The 15,823-nt window shown below is 71.9% G+C and carries 17 protein-coding genes; 8 read left to right on the forward strand and 9 right to left on the reverse strand.

Going from position 1 to position 15,823, the window contains the following annotated elements:
- Positions 1-463 precede the first annotated feature (463 nt).
- Positions 464-814 (forward strand): response regulator transcription factor, encoded by a 351-nt coding sequence (locus ACFW2Y_RS04470; protein ID WP_384873380.1) that lies wholly within the window; start codon positions 464-466, stop codon positions 812-814.
- A 17-nt stretch (positions 815-831) separates the two neighbouring features.
- Here the strand turns inward: ACFW2Y_RS04470 and ACFW2Y_RS04475 are convergent, their stop codons facing one another.
- The 6 genes from ACFW2Y_RS04475 to ACFW2Y_RS04500 all read right to left on the reverse strand — a co-directional run bounded on the left by ACFW2Y_RS04475 (position 832) and on the right by ACFW2Y_RS04500 (position 7,070).
- On the reverse strand, positions 832-2,118 hold the full coding sequence (locus ACFW2Y_RS04475) for a geranylgeranyl reductase family protein (RefSeq protein WP_384873383.1): 1,287 nt from the start codon (positions 2,116-2,118) through the stop codon (positions 832-834).
- A 67-nt stretch (positions 2,119-2,185) separates the two neighbouring features.
- Positions 2,186-2,878 (reverse strand): demethylmenaquinone methyltransferase, encoded by a 693-nt coding sequence (locus tag ACFW2Y_RS04480; RefSeq protein WP_384873385.1) that lies wholly within the window; start codon positions 2,876-2,878, stop codon positions 2,186-2,188.
- Between the two features lie 76 nt (positions 2,879-2,954).
- Entirely contained in the window at positions 2,955-4,280 is a 1,326-nt protein-coding gene (locus tag ACFW2Y_RS04485) for an ABC transporter permease (protein ID WP_384873388.1), read from the reverse strand.
- Positions 4,277-5,011: an ABC transporter ATP-binding protein gene (locus ACFW2Y_RS04490; protein ID WP_384873391.1), complete on the reverse strand. Its 735-nt coding sequence runs from the start codon at positions 5,009-5,011 to the stop codon at positions 4,277-4,279. The genes ACFW2Y_RS04485 and ACFW2Y_RS04490 overlap by 4 nt, the downstream gene beginning before the upstream one ends.
- Positions 5,008-6,534, reverse strand: coding sequence for a peptidoglycan-binding protein (locus ACFW2Y_RS04495; RefSeq protein WP_384873395.1), 1,527 nt, complete (start codon positions 6,532-6,534; stop codon positions 5,008-5,010). Before ACFW2Y_RS04495 ends, ACFW2Y_RS04490 begins: the two co-directional genes overlap by 4 nt.
- Positions 6,531-7,070: a hypothetical protein gene (locus tag ACFW2Y_RS04500; protein ID WP_384873398.1), complete on the reverse strand. Its 540-nt coding sequence runs from the start codon at positions 7,068-7,070 to the stop codon at positions 6,531-6,533. Before ACFW2Y_RS04500 ends, ACFW2Y_RS04495 begins: the two co-directional genes overlap by 4 nt.
- A 238-nt stretch (positions 7,071-7,308) precedes the next feature.
- On the opposite strand from ACFW2Y_RS04500, the gene ACFW2Y_RS04505 reads away from it, so the two are divergent.
- The 6 genes from ACFW2Y_RS04505 (at position 7,309) to ACFW2Y_RS04530 (ending at position 12,266) form a co-directional block, all read left to right on the forward strand.
- A complete protein-coding gene (locus ACFW2Y_RS04505) occupies positions 7,309-7,701 on the forward strand; it encodes a hypothetical protein (RefSeq protein WP_384873401.1) in 393 nt (130 codons plus the stop codon).
- 118 nt (positions 7,702-7,819) lie between these two features.
- Positions 7,820-8,779 carry a hypothetical protein gene (locus ACFW2Y_RS04510; protein ID WP_384873404.1) on the forward strand — a complete coding sequence of 320 codons (960 nt, stop codon included), beginning with the start codon at positions 7,820-7,822 and terminating at the stop codon, positions 8,777-8,779.
- Between the two features lie 186 nt (positions 8,780-8,965).
- Positions 8,966-9,754, forward strand: a complete 789-nt coding sequence (locus ACFW2Y_RS04515) for a DUF3152 domain-containing protein (RefSeq protein ID WP_384873407.1) — start codon at positions 8,966-8,968, stop codon at positions 9,752-9,754.
- 712 nt (positions 9,755-10,466) lie between these two features.
- The gene (locus tag ACFW2Y_RS04520; protein WP_384873410.1) at positions 10,467-10,739 is read left to right on the forward strand and encodes a helix-turn-helix transcriptional regulator; all 273 of its coding nucleotides are present in this window, start codon (positions 10,467-10,469) and stop codon (positions 10,737-10,739) included.
- 136 nt (positions 10,740-10,875) lie between these two features.
- Positions 10,876-11,421, forward strand: a complete 546-nt coding sequence (locus tag ACFW2Y_RS04525; protein ID WP_384873413.1) for a SigE family RNA polymerase sigma factor — start codon at positions 10,876-10,878, stop codon at positions 11,419-11,421.
- An 8-nt stretch (positions 11,422-11,429) separates the two neighbouring features.
- A complete protein-coding gene (locus ACFW2Y_RS04530) occupies positions 11,430-12,266 on the forward strand; it encodes a hypothetical protein (protein ID WP_384873416.1) in 837 nt (278 codons plus the stop codon).
- Between the two features lie 57 nt (positions 12,267-12,323).
- On the opposite strand, the gene ACFW2Y_RS04535 is transcribed toward ACFW2Y_RS04530, so the two are convergent.
- From ACFW2Y_RS04535 to ACFW2Y_RS04545, 3 genes are all read right to left on the reverse strand, one after another.
- Complete coding sequence (locus ACFW2Y_RS04535; protein WP_384873419.1) at positions 12,324-12,923, reverse strand: hypothetical protein; 600 nt, start codon at positions 12,921-12,923, stop codon at positions 12,324-12,326.
- Between the two features lie 7 nt (positions 12,924-12,930).
- Positions 12,931-14,145 carry a cyclic dehypoxanthinyl futalosine synthase gene (mqnC, locus tag ACFW2Y_RS04540; protein WP_384873422.1) on the reverse strand — a complete coding sequence of 405 codons (1,215 nt, stop codon included), beginning with the start codon at positions 14,143-14,145 and terminating at the stop codon, positions 12,931-12,933.
- 266 nt (positions 14,146-14,411) lie between these two features.
- The gene (locus ACFW2Y_RS04545) at positions 14,412-15,284 is read right to left on the reverse strand and encodes a menaquinone biosynthetic enzyme MqnA/MqnD family protein (protein WP_384873425.1); all 873 of its coding nucleotides are present in this window, start codon (positions 15,282-15,284) and stop codon (positions 14,412-14,414) included.
- A 260-nt stretch (positions 15,285-15,544) separates the two neighbouring features.
- Between ACFW2Y_RS04545 and ACFW2Y_RS04550 the strand changes: the two genes are divergently transcribed.
- A complete protein-coding gene (locus ACFW2Y_RS04550; RefSeq protein ID WP_030208785.1) occupies positions 15,545-15,748 on the forward strand; it encodes a cold-shock protein in 204 nt (67 codons plus the stop codon).
- Positions 15,749-15,823: the final 75 nt, after the last annotated feature.

Here is a 15,823-nt window from a genome sequence, read left to right on the forward strand (position 1 = left end):
TCTCCCCCGGCCGGGGGGGGGGGGGGGGGGGGGGGGCGCGGGGGCCCCCCCCCCCCCCCCCCCACGGCCGGGCCACGGGCGGCGCCGAGGACGGCCGGCGCTCCGGCCGGAGCGATCCGCGTTCGAGGGCCGGGGCCTCCACCCCCCTCTACCGGTCTCGACGGCCTGAACCCGACCGGCGCGGACAAGCCAACCCCGGGGACGTGCCGGCCCCCGTCCGAGCGGACTTCCGGGACCGAGCGTCACTCCGCCGGTGCTCGCCCCTCCCCAGCTCAGTCCGGAGTCCACGACACCGGGGCCATCGGCACGGGCGGGAACGGCGGGCGCCGCCCGCGGAGTCCGCCGGTTTCCCCACGGTGCTTTTCTGCCAGCCCCGAGGGCCGACCGGGATTTTCCCGGGAATTCCTGCCCTGTTCGCGCCGTTTGGGCCTAGCGTCTTGCTGTCCTGGGGGGGGAGACAAGCATGCTCCGACGTTGTCGGCTCTGCGCACCGGAACGAGAGTTCGAGGCCGCGAGGGAGGGGGCGGCGTGCCGAGTGAACCCGGTGATCGACGCCTGTCGGCGCCTCGGCACCCTCACCGAGCGGGAACGGGAGGTGCTCGCCGCCATGCCCGGCGGTGAGTCGAACGCCGACATGGCGCTCGCGCTCGGCATCTCCGAGCGCACCGTCAAGTTCCACGTGATGAACCTGCGGGAGAAGCTCGGCGGCCTCTCCCGGCTCCAGCTCCACCTGCTCGCCCTGCTCGCCGAGACGGTGATGCCCGCGATGTTGCGGGTGCCCCACGGCGACTCCACCGCCGCGGGTCACCCGTGACCCGGCCCGGTCCGGGCTCAGGCCTTCGGAGCCACCTTCGACAGACCGTTGATGATGCGGTCCATGGCGTCGCCGCCCGTCGGGTCCGTGAGGTTCGCCAGCATCTTCAGGGTGAACTTCATCAGGAGCGGGTGGGTGAGGCCGCGCTGGGTCGCGATCTTCATGATCTTCGGGTTGCCGATGAGCTTCACGAACGCACGGCCCAGCGTGTAGTAGCCGCCGTAGGTGTCCTTCAGGACCTGCGGGTAGTTCCGCAGGGCCAGCTCCCGCTGGGCCGGGGTCGCGCGTGCGTGCGCCTGGACGATGACGTCGGCCGCGATCTGGCCGGACTCCATGGCGTAGGCGATGCCCTCGCCGTTGAAGGGGTTGACCAGGCCGCCGGCGTCGCCGACGAGCAGCAGGCCCCTGGTGTAGTGCGGCTGACGGTTGAAGGCCATCGGGAGGGCGGCACCGCGGATCGGCGTCGTCATGTTGTCCGGGGTGAAGCCCCAGTCCTCCGGCATCGAGGCGCACCAGGCCTTGAGGACCTCGCGCCAGTCCAGCTCGCGGAAGGCCGAGGAGGAGTCGAGGATGCCCAGGCCGACGTTGGAGGTGCCGTCGCCCATGCCGAAGATCCAGCCGTAGCCGGGGAGCAGCCGGTCCTGCGGGCCGCGCCGGTCCCACAGCTCCAACCAGGACTCCAGGTAGTCGTCCTCGTGCCGCGGGGTGGTGAAGTACGTGCGGACGGCGACGCCCATCGGCCGGTCCTCGCGCCGGTGGAGGCCCATGGCGAGGGAGAGGCGGGTGGAGTTGCCGTCGGCGGCCACCACGAGCGGGGCGTGGAAGGTGACCTCGCGCTTCTCCTCGCCCAGCTTCGCGTGGACGCCGGTGATCCGGCCCGTGCGGTCGTCGATGATCGGGGCGCCGACGTTGCAGCGCTCGTACAGCCGGGCGCCGGCCTTCTGTGCCTGGCGGGCGAGCTGCTCGTCGAAGTCGTCGCGCTTGCGGACGAGTCCGTAGTCCGGGTAGGAGGCGAGCTCCGGCCAGTCGAGTTCGAGCCGGACGCCGCCGCCGATGATCCGCAGGCCCTTGTTCCGCAGCCAGCCGGCCTCCTCGGAGATGTCGATCCCCATGGAGACCAGTTGCTTGGTGGCGCGCGGGGTGAGGCCGTCGCCGCAGACCTTCTCGCGGGGGAAGGCCGTCTTCTCCAGGAGGAGGACGTCGAGTCCGGCCTTCGCCAGGTAGTACGCGGTGGTGGAGCCGGCCGGGCCTGCCCCGACGACGATCACATCTGCGGTGTGCTCGGAGAGGGGCTGCTCGGTCACGGCGGATCTCCCGAAGGGGTCGAGGGAAGGATGGGGGAAGTCTATGGGCGACGGAACGGGGCGGGAGCTATGCCTTGAAGCCGCGGTGCAGGGCGACGATGCCGCCCGTCAGGTTGCGGTAGGCCACCTTCGACCAGCCGGCCTTCCGGAGCATGCCCGCCAGGGTCGGCTGGTCCGGCCAGGACTGGATCGACTCCGCGAGGTACACGTAGGCGTCGGGGTTGGAGGACACGGCACGGGCCACCGGCGGCAGCGCGCGCATCAGGTACTCCTCGTACACCGTGCGGAACGGCGCCCAGGTGGGGTGCGAGAACTCGGAGATGACGACCCGGCCGCCGGGCTTGGTCACGCGGTACATCTCGCGCAGGGCCCGTTCGGTGTCCTGGATGTTCCGCAGCCCGAAGGAGATGGTGACCGCGTCGAAGACGTCGTCGCGGAAGGGCAGCTTCGTGCCGTCGCCGGCGGTGAACGGCATCCACGGGTGGCGCTTCTTGCCGACCTGGAGCATGCCGAGCGAGAAGTCGCAGGGGACGACGTACGCCCCGGCCCGCGCGAAGGGCTGTGAGGAGGTGGCCGTGCCGGCGGCCAGGTCGAGGATCTTCTGCGCCGGGCGGGCGTCGACGGCCTTCGCGACCTCCTTGCGCCAGCGGCGGTCCTGACCGAGCGAGAGCACGTCGTTGGTGAGGTCGTAGTTGGCCGCCACGTCGTCGAACATCGAGGCGACTTCGTGCGGCTGCTTGTCCAGGGATGCTCGGGTCACGTCCCCATTCAAGCAGCCCGGTCCCGGGCGGCTGCCGACGGCCGGCCCCCGGGTCGTGCACGGCCTTCCGGGCCTCTCAGCGGCGCAGTGCCTCGGCGGGTTCGATGCGGGCGGCGCGCCAGGCGGGATAGAGGCCGGCCAGGACTCCGGTGACGAGCCCGACCACCGGGGCGGCGGCGACCGTCGTCGGGTGGACCACGGGCGTCCAGTCCCGCACCACCGCCACCGTCACCACGGTCAGGGTGCCCAGTGACGTGCCGATCAGACCGCCGAGCGTCCCCAGGGCCCCCGATTCGGCGAGGAACTGCACGGTGACGTGCCGGCCCCGGGCACCCAGCGCCCGTCGCAGGCCGATCTCCCCCGTGCGTTCCAGGACGGCGACGAGGGTGGTGTTGGCGATGCCGACGGCCCCGATGACGAGACAGATGCCGGCCAGGACGAGGAAGAGCTGGTTGAGGTCGGAGGTGACGTTCGTGCGCAGGCTCTTCGGGTCCGGCGGTGCGACCGCCTTGAGGTACTCGGGGTGGTCGGGGCGCAGGGCCGTCGGGGCGAGCAGGGCCACCTGCTGCGCGGCCCCCAGGTCGGTGGCGATGAGCATGTGGGTTTCCGGGCGTCCGGGGACGTCGCTCCACACCTCGTCGGCCGTGGTCAGCGGCACGACCACGGACAGCAGCAGATCGGCCCTGCGCTCGACGTCGCTGATGATCCCGACGACGGTGAACGGCTCGTCGCCGATGAAGACGGCCGGCTGCGTTTCGAGGGTGGTGATGCCGAGCCGGGCCGCCGTGGACGCGCCGAGGACGGCCACCCGCTGCTTGCTGCGGGAGTGGTAGGCGTCGTACAGCCGTCCCTGTGCGAGCGTCGGTACGGCGGCGCTCAGGACGCCGGGCGACGCGGCGACCACGTCGATGGCCTCGCCCCCGGCAGCCGCTCCGACCGGAGCGGCCCGGACGGCGTCCGTGGCGTCGAGGCGCACCTTGTAGTAGACGCCGGCGTGCCGGACGCCGCCGAGCCGTTCGACGCGTGCGTCGGCGTCCTCGGGGAAGCCCGGGCCCGCGAACTCGTTCCGCTCGGTGGCGACGTCCTCGATCTCGACCTGGGTGGCGCTGAGGACGTTGAAGCGCGCGTCGATCTGTGAGGAGGTGGTGGCGGTCAGGCCGAGGACGGCGACGAACGTCCCGACCCCCAGGACCGTGCCCAGGGTGGTGAGGGCGGACCGGGCCGGGCGTTGGAGGACTCCCGCGAGCGATTCGGCCAGGGCGTCGCGCGGGGCGAAGCGGGACGGTTCGACCGTACGGGTCCGGCGCCCGGCCGTACGGGTCCGGGCGCGACGGCCGGGGAGTAAGGGGAGGAAGCGGTCGGCGAGGGAGCGCCGGGGGCGATCGGGACGCCAGGGACTCATGCGACGGCCGCCCGCTCGTCCAGTCGGCCGTCGCGGATGGTGACCGTGCGCCCCCCTCGGCGTGCCACGTCCGTGTCGTGGGTGATGACGAGCACGGTCATGCCGTCGCGGTGGAGTTCGTCCAGGAGCTCCAGCACGGTGTCGGCGTTGGCCGAGTCGAGGTTTCCGGTGGGCTCGTCGCAGAGGAGCAGCGAGGGGCGGGCCACCAGGGCCCTGGCGATGGCGACCCGCTGGCGTTCTCCGCCGGAGAGACGGGTGGGTGCGGCGTGGACGCGATGGCCGAGTCCGACGCGTTCGAGGGCCTCGTGGGCGAGTCCGGTGCGCTCGCGGCGGCGGAAGCCGTTGTAGACCATGGCCAGGGTCACGTTCTCCAGGGCCGAGCGGTGCGGCAACAGGTGGAAGGACTGGAACACGAAGCCGATGCGGCGGCCCCGCAGCGCGGTGCGGTCACCGTCCCGGAGCGTTCCCGTGTCGATGCCGTCGAGCAGGTAGGTGCCGGTCGTCGGGGCGTCGAGCAGTCCGGCGACGTTGAGGAAGGTGGACTTGCCCGATCCCGAGGGGCCGACGACGGTGACGAACTCCCCGCGTCCGATCCGGAGGTCGCACGGGGCGAGGGCCGGCACGGGGGGCGGTCCCGGATAGGTCAGGCCGACCTGCCGGAACTCGATGACCGGCGGATCGGGCACGGGTGCCGGCGGATCGGTCGGGTCGGTGGGGGGGCGGGCCGTCATGTGCCGGCCTTCCCGGCGCCGCCCGACATCCCGGGGTTGATGCCGGTGATGACGTTGTCCCCCTCCTCGATGCGGCCGGAGCCGACCGGTTTGATCTCGACGAAGCCGTCCCCGGTGGTGCCCGGTCGCACCTCCACCCGGCGCCGCGTCGAGCCCTCGACCACGGTGACCGTGGTCCGTCCGTCCGCGCCGGCGGAGACCGCGCTGACCGGGACGACCAGCGCGTCACCCCCGGTGGCCGCCGCCTCGATCGTCAACCGCACGTCCTGTCCGGCGAGTTCGGGGTTGAGCGAGCGTTCGGGCCGCACGGTCATGGCGTAGCCGCGCTCTCCGGCCCCCTGTCCGCCCTGCCCTCCCCCGGCGGCGTCGGACTGGCCGGGGGCCTGCAGTTGGGACATCTCGTCGGCGACCGACTGCACCTTCGCGGAGGCGGTCACGTCGCTCACCTCCGACCGGATCTCCACCTTCTGTCCGGCCCTGACCAGGCCCTTCTGGTGCTCCTGGAGCAGGGCGCGGACGACGAGGGCGCCGGCCGAGACCGACATGACCGGGCCCGAGACCAACGAGCCGGTACGCGCCGAGATCGAGTCCACCCGGGCGGGGAAGCCCTCCAGGAAGACCACTTCGCCGGCGGGCAGCATGGGGCCCGTGACCGCACGCGCCCCGGCGAGGGCCGTCCGGGCCTTGGCGAGGTCCTCGCGCGCCCGCTGCACGGAGCGCGCGGCATCGGCGCCGGAGGCCCCGGCGCCCGTCGCGGTCTTGCCGCCGTCCGCGCCGACGCCCTTGCTCGCGTCACCGCCCGCGCCCGCTCCTTCGGCGGCGGGGCCGGCGTCGACCGCGTCCTTCGCCGCCCGCGCATCCTCCAGCGCGCGCTCCGCCGCCGTGACCGCGTCCTCCGCCGCCGCGACGGATGCGCCGCCGTCGGCGACGGCCGGCAGGGGGTCGTAGCCGATGGAGGAGTAGAAGGCGGTGAGCGCCGCCTTGGTCCCGGCGCCGAACGTGCCCGAGGGGTCCGGTCCGGTGCCGTGCCCGCGCTGTGCGAGGGCCTTCTGCAGCTGCTCGACGTCCTCTCCGGTCGCCCCGGGTTTGAGGTCGCGGTACACCGGGAGCCTGCCGGGCAGGACGAAGACCGGGCGCCCGGAGACCTCCAACAGCACGCGCCCCGCCGTCACCCGGTCCCCCACCGCGACCGGCAGTTTGGTGACCACGGGGCTCCCCCCGCCCTCGACCGACGTGACCGGAGCGACCTGCACCGTCTGGGCCGCCGTCGCCGTGCCGCGCACGATGACGGTGTCCCGCAGCACGCGCTTCTCCACCCGGGCGACCAGGAGGTCCATGGGCGGCGGTCCGGCCTCGGCCGCCGCTTGGGCCGGTGACTTGACCAGCCGCGACGCCCCGATGCCCAGGCCGGACAGCACCACGGCGCCGACCGCGACGATCGCGACCCAGCGGCGACGGCGTGCGAGCCCGGACGCGGGGGCGACCGCGGGTTCCAGGAGGTGGGTGCTCTCCGGCTCGGTCATCCGCCGACCTTGCCGTCGGTCTTGCTGCGGTCCTCCAAGCCGCACTTCTTCATGGCGGCCACCGCCTCCGGGGAACCCTTCAGCCGGATCGACTCCAGGTCGTGGTCACCGGTCTTCGGGTCCGGGTCGGGGAACTCCGCGATGCCGTTGCGCCGCATGCACGCCGTGAGCTCCCGCGCCTCGGCCAGTTCCTTCGCGCCCGCCTCGGGGATCACCAGCTTGTCGGCGCAGGCCGTCTCGGCCTCCTTCACCTCGGCGGGGTCCGCCCGAGCGGTGTCCACCACCGGTACGCCGGAGCCGGAGTCCGTCATCGGCAGCCCCCGTTCGGCGAGGCAGGAGAAGTACGCGGCTTGCTTCGGGTCCGCCTCGCCCTTCCTCGACGGCCCGTCCGTCGGGGCGGAGGCGGACGACGATCCCGTCGTGCCGGTCGGGGCGGGGCCCGCCGCATCGGTCGTACCGTTCGAACAACCCACCGTGAAGAGGGCGATCGACAGCAGAGCCGGGCAAAGCGCCGTCCGGACTCGTCGCAGAACCACAGGAGAACCCCTTCGAGGAAGCCCCCCGGCGCAGAGCGGCACCGGGGCCCGGCGCGGACCGCCGCCGCGCCTCGGAAGCACCGTAGGCCATCGCCGGATCTCCGGTCACTGTCCCAAAGGACAGTAGTAGAAGGCGAGTTGCTCGTGTTCACTGAGCGACGGCCCGGACCGGATCAGGTCGGACGATCCACCGGAGCCCGTCCGACGGTACGTCTTCCTCGACACCGAAAGGCACCCCATGAACAAGCTCCTCCGTGTCGCCGCCACCGCCGGCCTCCTCCTCGGGGCCGTCGCCGTCTCCACCGGCAGCGCCAACGCCGCCGGCAAGGACGGCTGGCTGACGAGCGGCGAGTTCGGCCTCTTCTGCTTGCAGAACCAGCAGAATTCGGTCTTCGACCTGTACGTCTCCGACTCGAACTTCGCGGACGACTACTTCAAGGGCTCGCAGAGCTGCGCCGGACACACCACGAACGACTACACCGAGTCCTACCTGAACCTCGACAGCTACCAGTGGAGCGTGCACACCAACTCGGGCGGCGGCGGCAGCGACGGCTACATCCCGGCCGGCTACCGCGGCAACGCGAGCAGCACCTTCAAGAACACCATCTCCTCCTCCTACATCCAGTTCTGACGGCAGGGTGCTCGCCCCCTGAGCACCGCACGCGCCAGACGAGGAGTCACTGCTCCGCCCGTTCGCGCCGGGCGGAGCAGTGGCCGTGGATGTTATCCGAATTCACAACGGAGCCACCATGCCCATGTTCCGCGTCCGCTCGACCGCCCACCCGCTCGCGCTCGCGACCGCCCTCGCGCTCGCCCTCACCGGGTGCTCCTCCTCCGACGGGCAGACCGGAGCGGACCGGCCGGAACCGGCGATCGGTGACGTCCCGGTGCTCCTGGACAGCACGTCGATCCGGTTCCCGCTCGACGCGTACCTCCCTTCGGGAGAGCAGCGCAAGGCGCTCGGCGAGGCCCAGGACGTCCTGATCGACCGGTGCATGAAGCGCTACGGCTACCGGTTCCCGCTCCGCAGCAACCACCTGGGCGGCGGTGACAACGCACGGAAGTACGGGGTGAGCAGCATCGCGACGGCCACCCGGTACGGCTACGACAACCCGGAGGTGGCCGCCCTCCCCCCACGGCCCCCGGAGAAGGCCATGGGCCCCAACGAAAAGCTCGTACTCAACGGCGAGGAGCAGGTCGACCCCTCGGTACCGGTGCCGATGAGCCAGGAGGAGGCGGAGGACTCCGACCAGGGCGTGATCACGGTGGCCGGCAAGAAGGTGCCCGCCGGCGGCTGCATCCGCGAGGGCTTCCTCAAGCTCTACGCGCCGACCAGGGATTCCGTGGACATCATGGTCCCGCAGAACTTCGGCTTCGACGCCTACGGCCGCTCCCGCGAGGACAGCAGGGTCCGCAAGGCCATCGAGGCCTGGTCCGCCTGCATGGCGGAGGGCGGCTACCGGACGGAGGATCCGGTGAGCCCGCAGAACGACCTCGGCTTCGGCGACACGACGCTCAACAGCCCGAAGGCCGTGACCGCCGCCAAGCAGGACGTCACCTGCAAGGAGCGGACGAACCTGGTCGGCATCTGGTCCACCGTCGAGATCGCCTACCAGAAGCGGCTGATCGAGCAGAACGCCGAAACGCTGGCCGCCGTGAAGGAGCAGTTGGAAGCCCGGCTGCGGCTCGCCGCCGAACTCACCTCCTGAGCCCCGCTCGCCCTCCTCCGGCACCCCGCCGCACCCACGAAGGACTCCCCCGTGCCCCTCCCCATGCCGGCGACGCCCCGCACGTCCCCGCACGCCCTCGGCTGAACCGGACCCATGACGCACCGCGCCACCCGTAGGACACGCGCCGCCGCGAGGCGACGGCGCCGACGACGGAGGAACGTGCTCGTGGCCGCCCTCGCCGCGCTCGGTCTCGGTGCGGGCGGCACGGCCGCACTGCTCCACGAGGACGGGAGCCCGGCCCGGGCCGCCGAAGACCGGGCGGCGACGCCCCCGCCGTCCGGGTCGGGCAAGGACCGCAGCACCCCTCCGCCGCCGGAACCGACCTCCCCGACGCCTCCCCCGACGGGCACCCCGCCCCCGGTGACGGCGTCCTTGACCCTCATCCCCGTGCCGCCGACCGGCCCGGGCACCTTCACCCGCTCCCGGGTCGACGGCGAACGCCAGGGCGACGGGCCCGTGCGCACCTACCGGGTCGAGGTGGAGGACGGGATCGAGCTGGATCCGGACGATGCCGCCCGGACGGTCTCCGCGATCCTCGGCGACCCCCGGGGATGGACCAGGAACCCGCGGTACGGCTTCCGTCTGGTCGCGTCCGGGCCGGTGGACTTCGTGATCCGGGTCGCCACTCCCGGCACGACCGACCGGCTCTGCTACGTCACGACCCCCAGCAGCAAGGGGAACGTGAACTGCAGGATCGACCACACCGTGGTGGTCAACCTGAAGCTGTGGACGGTCGGTTCGCCGCAGTTCGACGGCCCGATCGAGGAGTACCGCGCCCTGATCGTCAACCACGAGGTGGGGCACGAGATCGGCCGCGGCCATGAGACCTGCCCCGGGCCGAACCAACCCGCACCCGCCATGATGCAGCAGATCAAGGGGCTGCTCGGCTGCGTGGCGAACGCCTGGCCGTACGACGCGAACGGCGGGTACCTGGCCGGTCCACCGGTGTCCTGAGCCGCCCGGTGCGGCTCGGCCGGCCGCCGGTGACGACCGTGCGACACCGCTCGACGAGCCCCTCGGAGCCCCTCCGACCCCCTCGGACCGGTCGCGCCGACCACCTGAATCACGCCGATCCCATGCCGTCGCACGGCCCGTTGCGCACCGGCGCGACCACCCCGGCGCGGGTGGGACGACGCCCGCCGGGCGGGTTCCGGGGGGCCGGTGGGCGGGCACGGGGGCGCCGCCCCGTGCGCCCCTCCACGCCACCGGCGCACACCGGGCCGACCGGCGCCCCGGGGAGGCGATTGCTCCAGGAAATCCGACGGGGGGTGGCAGCACCCGTCCACCCGGACAGAGGCCGCAGGCCACCTCCACCCCTCAAAGCAAACAGAACACGTTCACATATGCGCATACATGCAACCTTCAACTCCCCCGGGACGTGCACCCGCACTCGGCAGGACCCTCCCCGCCCCCAGCCGTTCGAGGCCGGTCGCCACGGCGGGGCCGGCCGGCGCAACCCCCGGGACGAATCGCCCTCCACGCCACCGCCACCCCCACACCGCATGACCCCGCACTGGCCGATTCCCTCCCCCGGGGCCGACCGGATCGCGTGCTAGATTCCGACGCCGAAGCCGGCACGCTGGGGGTACTCATGCGACTTCATTGCCTCGTCTGCGCTGATCAAAGCCCTGCCACTCGACGAGAAGGCGCGAGGGGAACACCACTCGTGCATACGCCGCTCCACCATCTGACCGCCATGGAGCAACGGGTCTTCACCGCCCTGCGCGGCGGCCCCTCGACCGAGGACCTGGCGCTGCAGTTGCGCGTCACCCCCCGCACCGCGAAGTTCCACGTGACCAACCTGCGCGCCAAGCTGGGTGGGCTGAGCCGTCTGCAGCTGTGCCTGCTCGCGACCATGACCGGCATGCACATCCCCACCGTTTGCCCTTCCTGTGCCTGCACCTTCGCAAAGGCACCCGGGTTCACCGGAACCAGATAGCAAAGGTTCGAGCCACCGGACCGACCATCTCCGGCCAATCCAACTTTCCTTTCAACCTTTCCGCCGCAGACGCGCTCGGACTGGGGCGGAGGTCGTCTCCGGCACACGGAACGATCTGGTCGAGAAAGGAGGGCAGATGTCGGAGGAGCCGTCGAAGCGGTCGTGGTCCGCGCGCCGCGATCACGGGAGCACCGGCTTCGAGGAGTACGCGGCGGTCGGCCAACGCAGGCTCTACCGCACCGCCTACCTGCTCTGCGGGGACGTCGAGGCGGCCCGCGACCTGACCCAGACCGCGCTCGCCAAGCTGTTCCAGCACTGGCACAGGGCCAGCGCCGCGGACAACCTCGACGCCTATGCGAAGACCGTGCTGATCCGGACCTTCATCACCGAACGCCGCCGGTCCCTGCGGGACCTGCTCGCCCAGGTCCGCAGTGCGCCCCGGACCGAGGCCCAGGACGCCGTGCCCTCCGACCTCCGGGTCACGCTCCTGGCCCTGCTCGACGAGCTCCCGCCCCGGGCCAGGGCCATCGTCGTCCTGCGCTACTGGGAGGACCTCAGCGTCCAGAGCGTGGCCTCCCTGCTGCGCTGCAGCGAGTCCACGGTCAAGAGCCAGTGCTCGCGTTCCCTCGCCCGGCTGCGCGCCCAGCTGGGCGACGCCCACGTCTACACCGTCGGGAGCTGACCCCCACCATGCACCTCACCGATGCACCGGCGGACTCGCCCGAGGAGCGCGCCCTGCGGGGAGCCATGACCGAGGCGACCGACACGCTGCCGCCGCTGCCCGACCTCGTCCCCACCGCCGTGCGCCTCGGTCGTCGCCGCCGGGCCAGGGCGAGGGCCGCCAAGGCCAGCGGGGTCTTCGGCCTGGTCACGGCCGTCGCCCTGGGCCTGACCCTGCTGAACTCCTGGCGCGGCGACGAGCCGAACCTCCCTGCCGCACCCGTGGGGCCGACCGTGACCAGCACGGGACCGGGTCGGGAACCCGTCCACGTCGAGCCGAGGCCCGGGGAGACCTTCCCCCACGCCCGGCTCCCCGAGGAACAGCGGGCGCGCCTCGACGCCTTCCAGCAGCAGGCGGCCGTCGTCCTGGACGAGCTGCTGCCGGCCGCCGTGGGCACGATCCGCCCGCTCGACAACGACGTCCGCTTCTACCGGGGGGAGCCCGGGGGCCTGCCGTACTCCGTGCAGTTCTCCGTGCGTCCGGCCGCCGACGGGGACCCCGATCGTTGTCGCGGCGAAGCGGAGAAGCAGGTGAGCTGCCGACCCGTGGAGCTGGTCGACGGCACCTCGGCCCGGGTGACGCTCGCGCCGTCGAACGCGCACGGGGCGCTGGAGATCTCCCTGGCCTTCCGCCACGGGGGGAGCGACGTGCTGCTCTCCGTGACGCCGGACGCCGCGGCGACCGCGGCGGCACCCGTGTCCCCCACCGAACTGGTGGGCGCGGCGGACGACGACCGGTTCATGGAGCTCGTGCGGTACGCGGACGAGCACCCGATCCTCGGGAAGTACGGGTACGGGGCCTCCTGATCGAGGGCGCGCGGGTGGAGTGTGCCCCCCGTCGGCACGCCCGTCGCCGGTCCCGTCCTATCGGGCCCGGAAGACCAGACGGCCCCCGATGACGGTGGCGACGCAGGTGCGGGCGCCGAGGCGGACCAGGGCCGCCCGGTCGGGCACGTCGAAGACGGCGAAGCGGGCGGGACCCCCGACCGTCGGGCCGGGGAGCAGGACCAGCGGCACCGGGGAGAGGGACGGGGCGCCCGGGAGCCGGTCCGGGCGGCGGCCGACGGCGAGGCCGGCCCGGCGCACGGCGTCCAGGGCGGCCCGCTCGCGCAGTTCGCCCGCGACGGCGACCGTCCCGTGCGCGAGGAGGCGCTGCACACCGCGCCGGGCGGAGGCGCCGCGGCGGGCGGGGTCGGCGCGGAAGACCTCCCGCGCCCGCTCCCCGGTGATCGGCTCCGTGCCGAACTCGGCGGCCTCCCGGGGATCCGGGTGGTAGGTGGCCTCGAGGAGCTCGGGAGCGAACGGGTTGAGCAGCCCGGCCGTGAGGATGCCCGGCCACCGGCGCACCCGTGCCCCGGGGTGGGCGGCGGCCAGCTCCTCGTACGGCCCGACGGCGGCGATGACGGCGCCGTCGATCAGGACGGCGGTCCCGGGAGTGGACTCGGCGACGTGGATCGTGAGCACGGCGTCGTCAGTTCGCGTCGAGGAGCTTCAGCTCGGGGTGGGCGGTTCCGCCCTCGATCGCGACGGACGAGATGTGCGAGGCGACGCGCTCGTCGACCGGGTCGTTCGCCGGGTCCTCGTGGACGACCAGGTGCTCGTAGGTGGTCGCGCGCTGCGCCGGGACCCGTCCCGCCTTGCGGATCAGGTCGATGATCTCCAGGCGGTTGGAGCGGTGCTTGGCGCCGGCGGAGGAGACCACGTTCTCCTCCAGCATGATGGAGCCGAGGTCGTCGGCGCCGTAGTGCAGGGACAGCTGGCCGACCTCCTTGCCGGTGGTCAGCCAGGAGCCCTGGATGTGGGCGACGTTGTCCAGGAAGAGCCGGGCGATGGCGATCATGCGCAGGTACTCGAAGAGGGTGGCCTGCGTGCGGCCCTTGAGGTGGTTGTTCTCGGGCTGGTAGGTGTACGGGATGAAGGCCCGGAAGCCACCCGTCCGGTCCTGCACCTCGCGAATCATGCGGAGGTGCTCGATCCGCTCGGCATTGGTCTCACCGGTGCCCATCAGCATGGTGGAGGTGGACTCGACACCCAGCTCGTGGGCGATCTCCATGATCTCCAGCCAGCGCTCGCCGGACTCCTTCAGGGGCGCGATCGCCTTGCGGGGGCGCGCCGGGAGGAGTTCCGCACCGGCGCCGGCGAAGGAGTCGAGGCCGGCGGCGTGGATGCGGGTGATCGCCTCCTCGACGGAGACGCCGGAGATGCGGGCCATGTGCTCGACCTCGGAGGCGCCGAGGGAGTGGATGACCAGCTGCGGGAAGTCCTTCTTGATGGCGGCGAAGTGCTCCTCGTAGTACTCGACGCCGTAGTCGGGGTGGTGGCCGCCCTGGAACATGATCTGGGTGCCGCCGAGCTCCACGGTCTCCGCGCAGCGGCGCAGGATGTCGTCGAGGCTCCGGGTCCAGCCCTTCTTCGTGTCCTTCGGGGCGGCGTAGAACGCACAGAACTTGCACGCCGTCACGCAGACGTTCGTGTAGTTGATGTTCCGCTCGATGATGTACGTCGCGATGTGCTCGGTCCCCGCGTACCGGCGACGGCGCACCGCGTCGGCGGCGGCGCCCAGCGCGTGCAGGGGCGCCGAGCGGTAGAGGTCGAGCGCCTCCTCGGGGGTGATCCGTCCGCCCGCGGCGGCGCGGTCGAGAACGGCTGCGACATCAAGAGACGTGAGTTCGGCCTTCTCGGTCACCGGATGCGTCCCTTTCGGAGGGGTGTAAGACAGACCGAACCAGCGTACGCCAGCGCTCTTCGCGACTTCCGCAGGGTGTCGGCCCGGGCCCGGGGAGTACGTGGGGAGGGTGAGCGGGAAGCGTTCGCCCGGCGAATGTCCGATGAATTGCTGGTTGGCTCAATAGTGCCCCTCGGGAGCACCCCGCATTCACCGGGGCGCCCGGAAAGGCGTCCCCGGAACGTCCCCCTGCATTTCCTTTTGTGCGTCTTTCCCCGCGGCGCCGACTATCGGATCGCAGCCGGCAGGAGTTCCACCCCCACGTCCGCCGGGAAGCCGGTCGTGGGACCGGTGCGACGGGCGAACTCCCTTACCCCCGCGAGCTGATCGGGGCCGAAACGGAAGTCGAGCGTGCGGAAGTAGCGCTCCAGGAGTTCGGCGTCGAAGGTCTCCCAGCGGGCGGCCTGTTCGGCGACCTTGGCGACTTCCTCGAGGGAGAGGTCGCGGGAGGCCAGGAACGCCTGGTGCACCTCGTGGACGGTTTCCGGCTCGCGCGCCAGGTAGTCCTTGCGCGCCGCCCACACGGCGAAGACGAACGGCAGGCCCGTCCACTCCTTCCACATCAGCCCCAGGTCGTGGACCTGCAGCCCCAGCCGGGGGGCGTCGTGCAGGGAGGCCCGGAGCGCGGCGTCGCCGATCAGGACGGCGGCCTCCGCCTCCTGCATCATCAGGCCCAGGTCAGGGGGGCAGGTGTAGTAGTCGGGTGCCACCCCGTAACGCTCGGCGAGGAGCAGCTGGGCGAGGCGCACCGAGGTGCGGGAAGTGGAGCCGAGGGCCACGCGTGCGCCGTCGAGCTCCTCCAGGGGGCGCTGGGAGACGATCACGCAGGACATGACGGGGCCGTCGCAGCCGACGGCGATGTCCGGCAGGGCGACCAGGTCATCGGCGTTGCGGAGGTACTCGACGAGGGTGATGGGCCCGATGTCGAGATCGCCCCGGACGAGTCGCTCGCTGAGCTTCTCCGGGGTGTCCTTGGTGAGCTCGAGATCGAGGAGCGTCCCGGTCCTCGCCAGCCCCCAGTAGAGGGGGAGGCAGTTCAGGAACTGGATGTGCCCGACGCGGGGCCGGCTGCGCTGCTGGTCGTCGGTTGCTTTGTCCACATCGCGAGGCTAGACCCGTCTCACGGGGTGGGCATCGGCGGGGCGGACGCGTCAGCGCACGGAACGGAATCAAACGTGCGAGTGAAGTGATCTTTCCCTCTACCGCCACGAGCATCCTGCGTGCTACGCTCAACGCAAGTTGCAGTTTGGTTTCCCTTGCAGTACAGAGCCTGCGGAGCATGTGACCCGCAGGCTTTTGTAGTTTTCAGACTTGTTTGCAGGTTCTGGAGCAGGGCAACCCTTTGGCCCAAGGAGGGCTTATGGCTACCGGAACCGTCAAGTGGTTCAACGCTGAAAAGGGCTTCGGCTTCATCGCCCAGGACGGCGGCGGCCCGGATGTCTTCGTCCACTACTCCGCGATCAACGCGAACGGCTTCCGTTCGCTCGAGGAGAACCAGCTCGTGACCTTCGACGTCACGCAGGGCCCGAAGGGCCCGCAGGCGGAGAACGTCACCCCGGCCTAAGTTGCCCGGGTCGGCGATCGCGCACGACTAGAGCAGTACCCAAGGAGCCCCGCTCCGTGCCTCGCGGCACGAGCG

Origin of the sequence: Streptomyces sp. NPDC058877, from assembly GCF_042742855.1 — a bacterium.
Lineage (GTDB): Bacteria > Actinomycetota > Actinomycetes > Streptomycetales > Streptomycetaceae > Streptomyces.

Coding starts and splice junctions, on each gene's coding strand:
- ACFW2Y_RS04485 (WP_384873388.1), bottom strand. CDS start 4,280: ATGAGTCCCTGGCGTCCCGATCGCCCCCGGCGCTCCCTCGCCGACCGC.
- ACFW2Y_RS04490 (WP_384873391.1), bottom strand. CDS start 5,011: ATGACGGCCCGCCCCCCCACCGACCCGACCGATCCGCCGGCACCCGTG.
- ACFW2Y_RS04525 (WP_384873413.1), top strand. CDS start 10,876: ATGTCGGAGGAGCCGTCGAAGCGGTCGTGGTCCGCGCGCCGCGATCAC.
- ACFW2Y_RS04505 (WP_384873401.1), top strand. CDS start 7,309: ATGAACAAGCTCCTCCGTGTCGCCGCCACCGCCGGCCTCCTCCTCGGG.
- ACFW2Y_RS04550 (WP_030208785.1), top strand. CDS start 15,545: ATGGCTACCGGAACCGTCAAGTGGTTCAACGCTGAAAAGGGCTTCGGC.
- ACFW2Y_RS04495 (WP_384873395.1), bottom strand. CDS start 6,534: ATGACCGAGCCGGAGAGCACCCACCTCCTGGAACCCGCGGTCGCCCCC.
- ACFW2Y_RS04470 (WP_384873380.1), top strand. CDS start 464: ATGCTCCGACGTTGTCGGCTCTGCGCACCGGAACGAGAGTTCGAGGCC.
- ACFW2Y_RS04530 (WP_384873416.1), top strand. CDS start 11,430: ATGCACCTCACCGATGCACCGGCGGACTCGCCCGAGGAGCGCGCCCTG.
- ACFW2Y_RS04510 (WP_384873404.1), top strand. CDS start 7,820: ATGCCCATGTTCCGCGTCCGCTCGACCGCCCACCCGCTCGCGCTCGCG.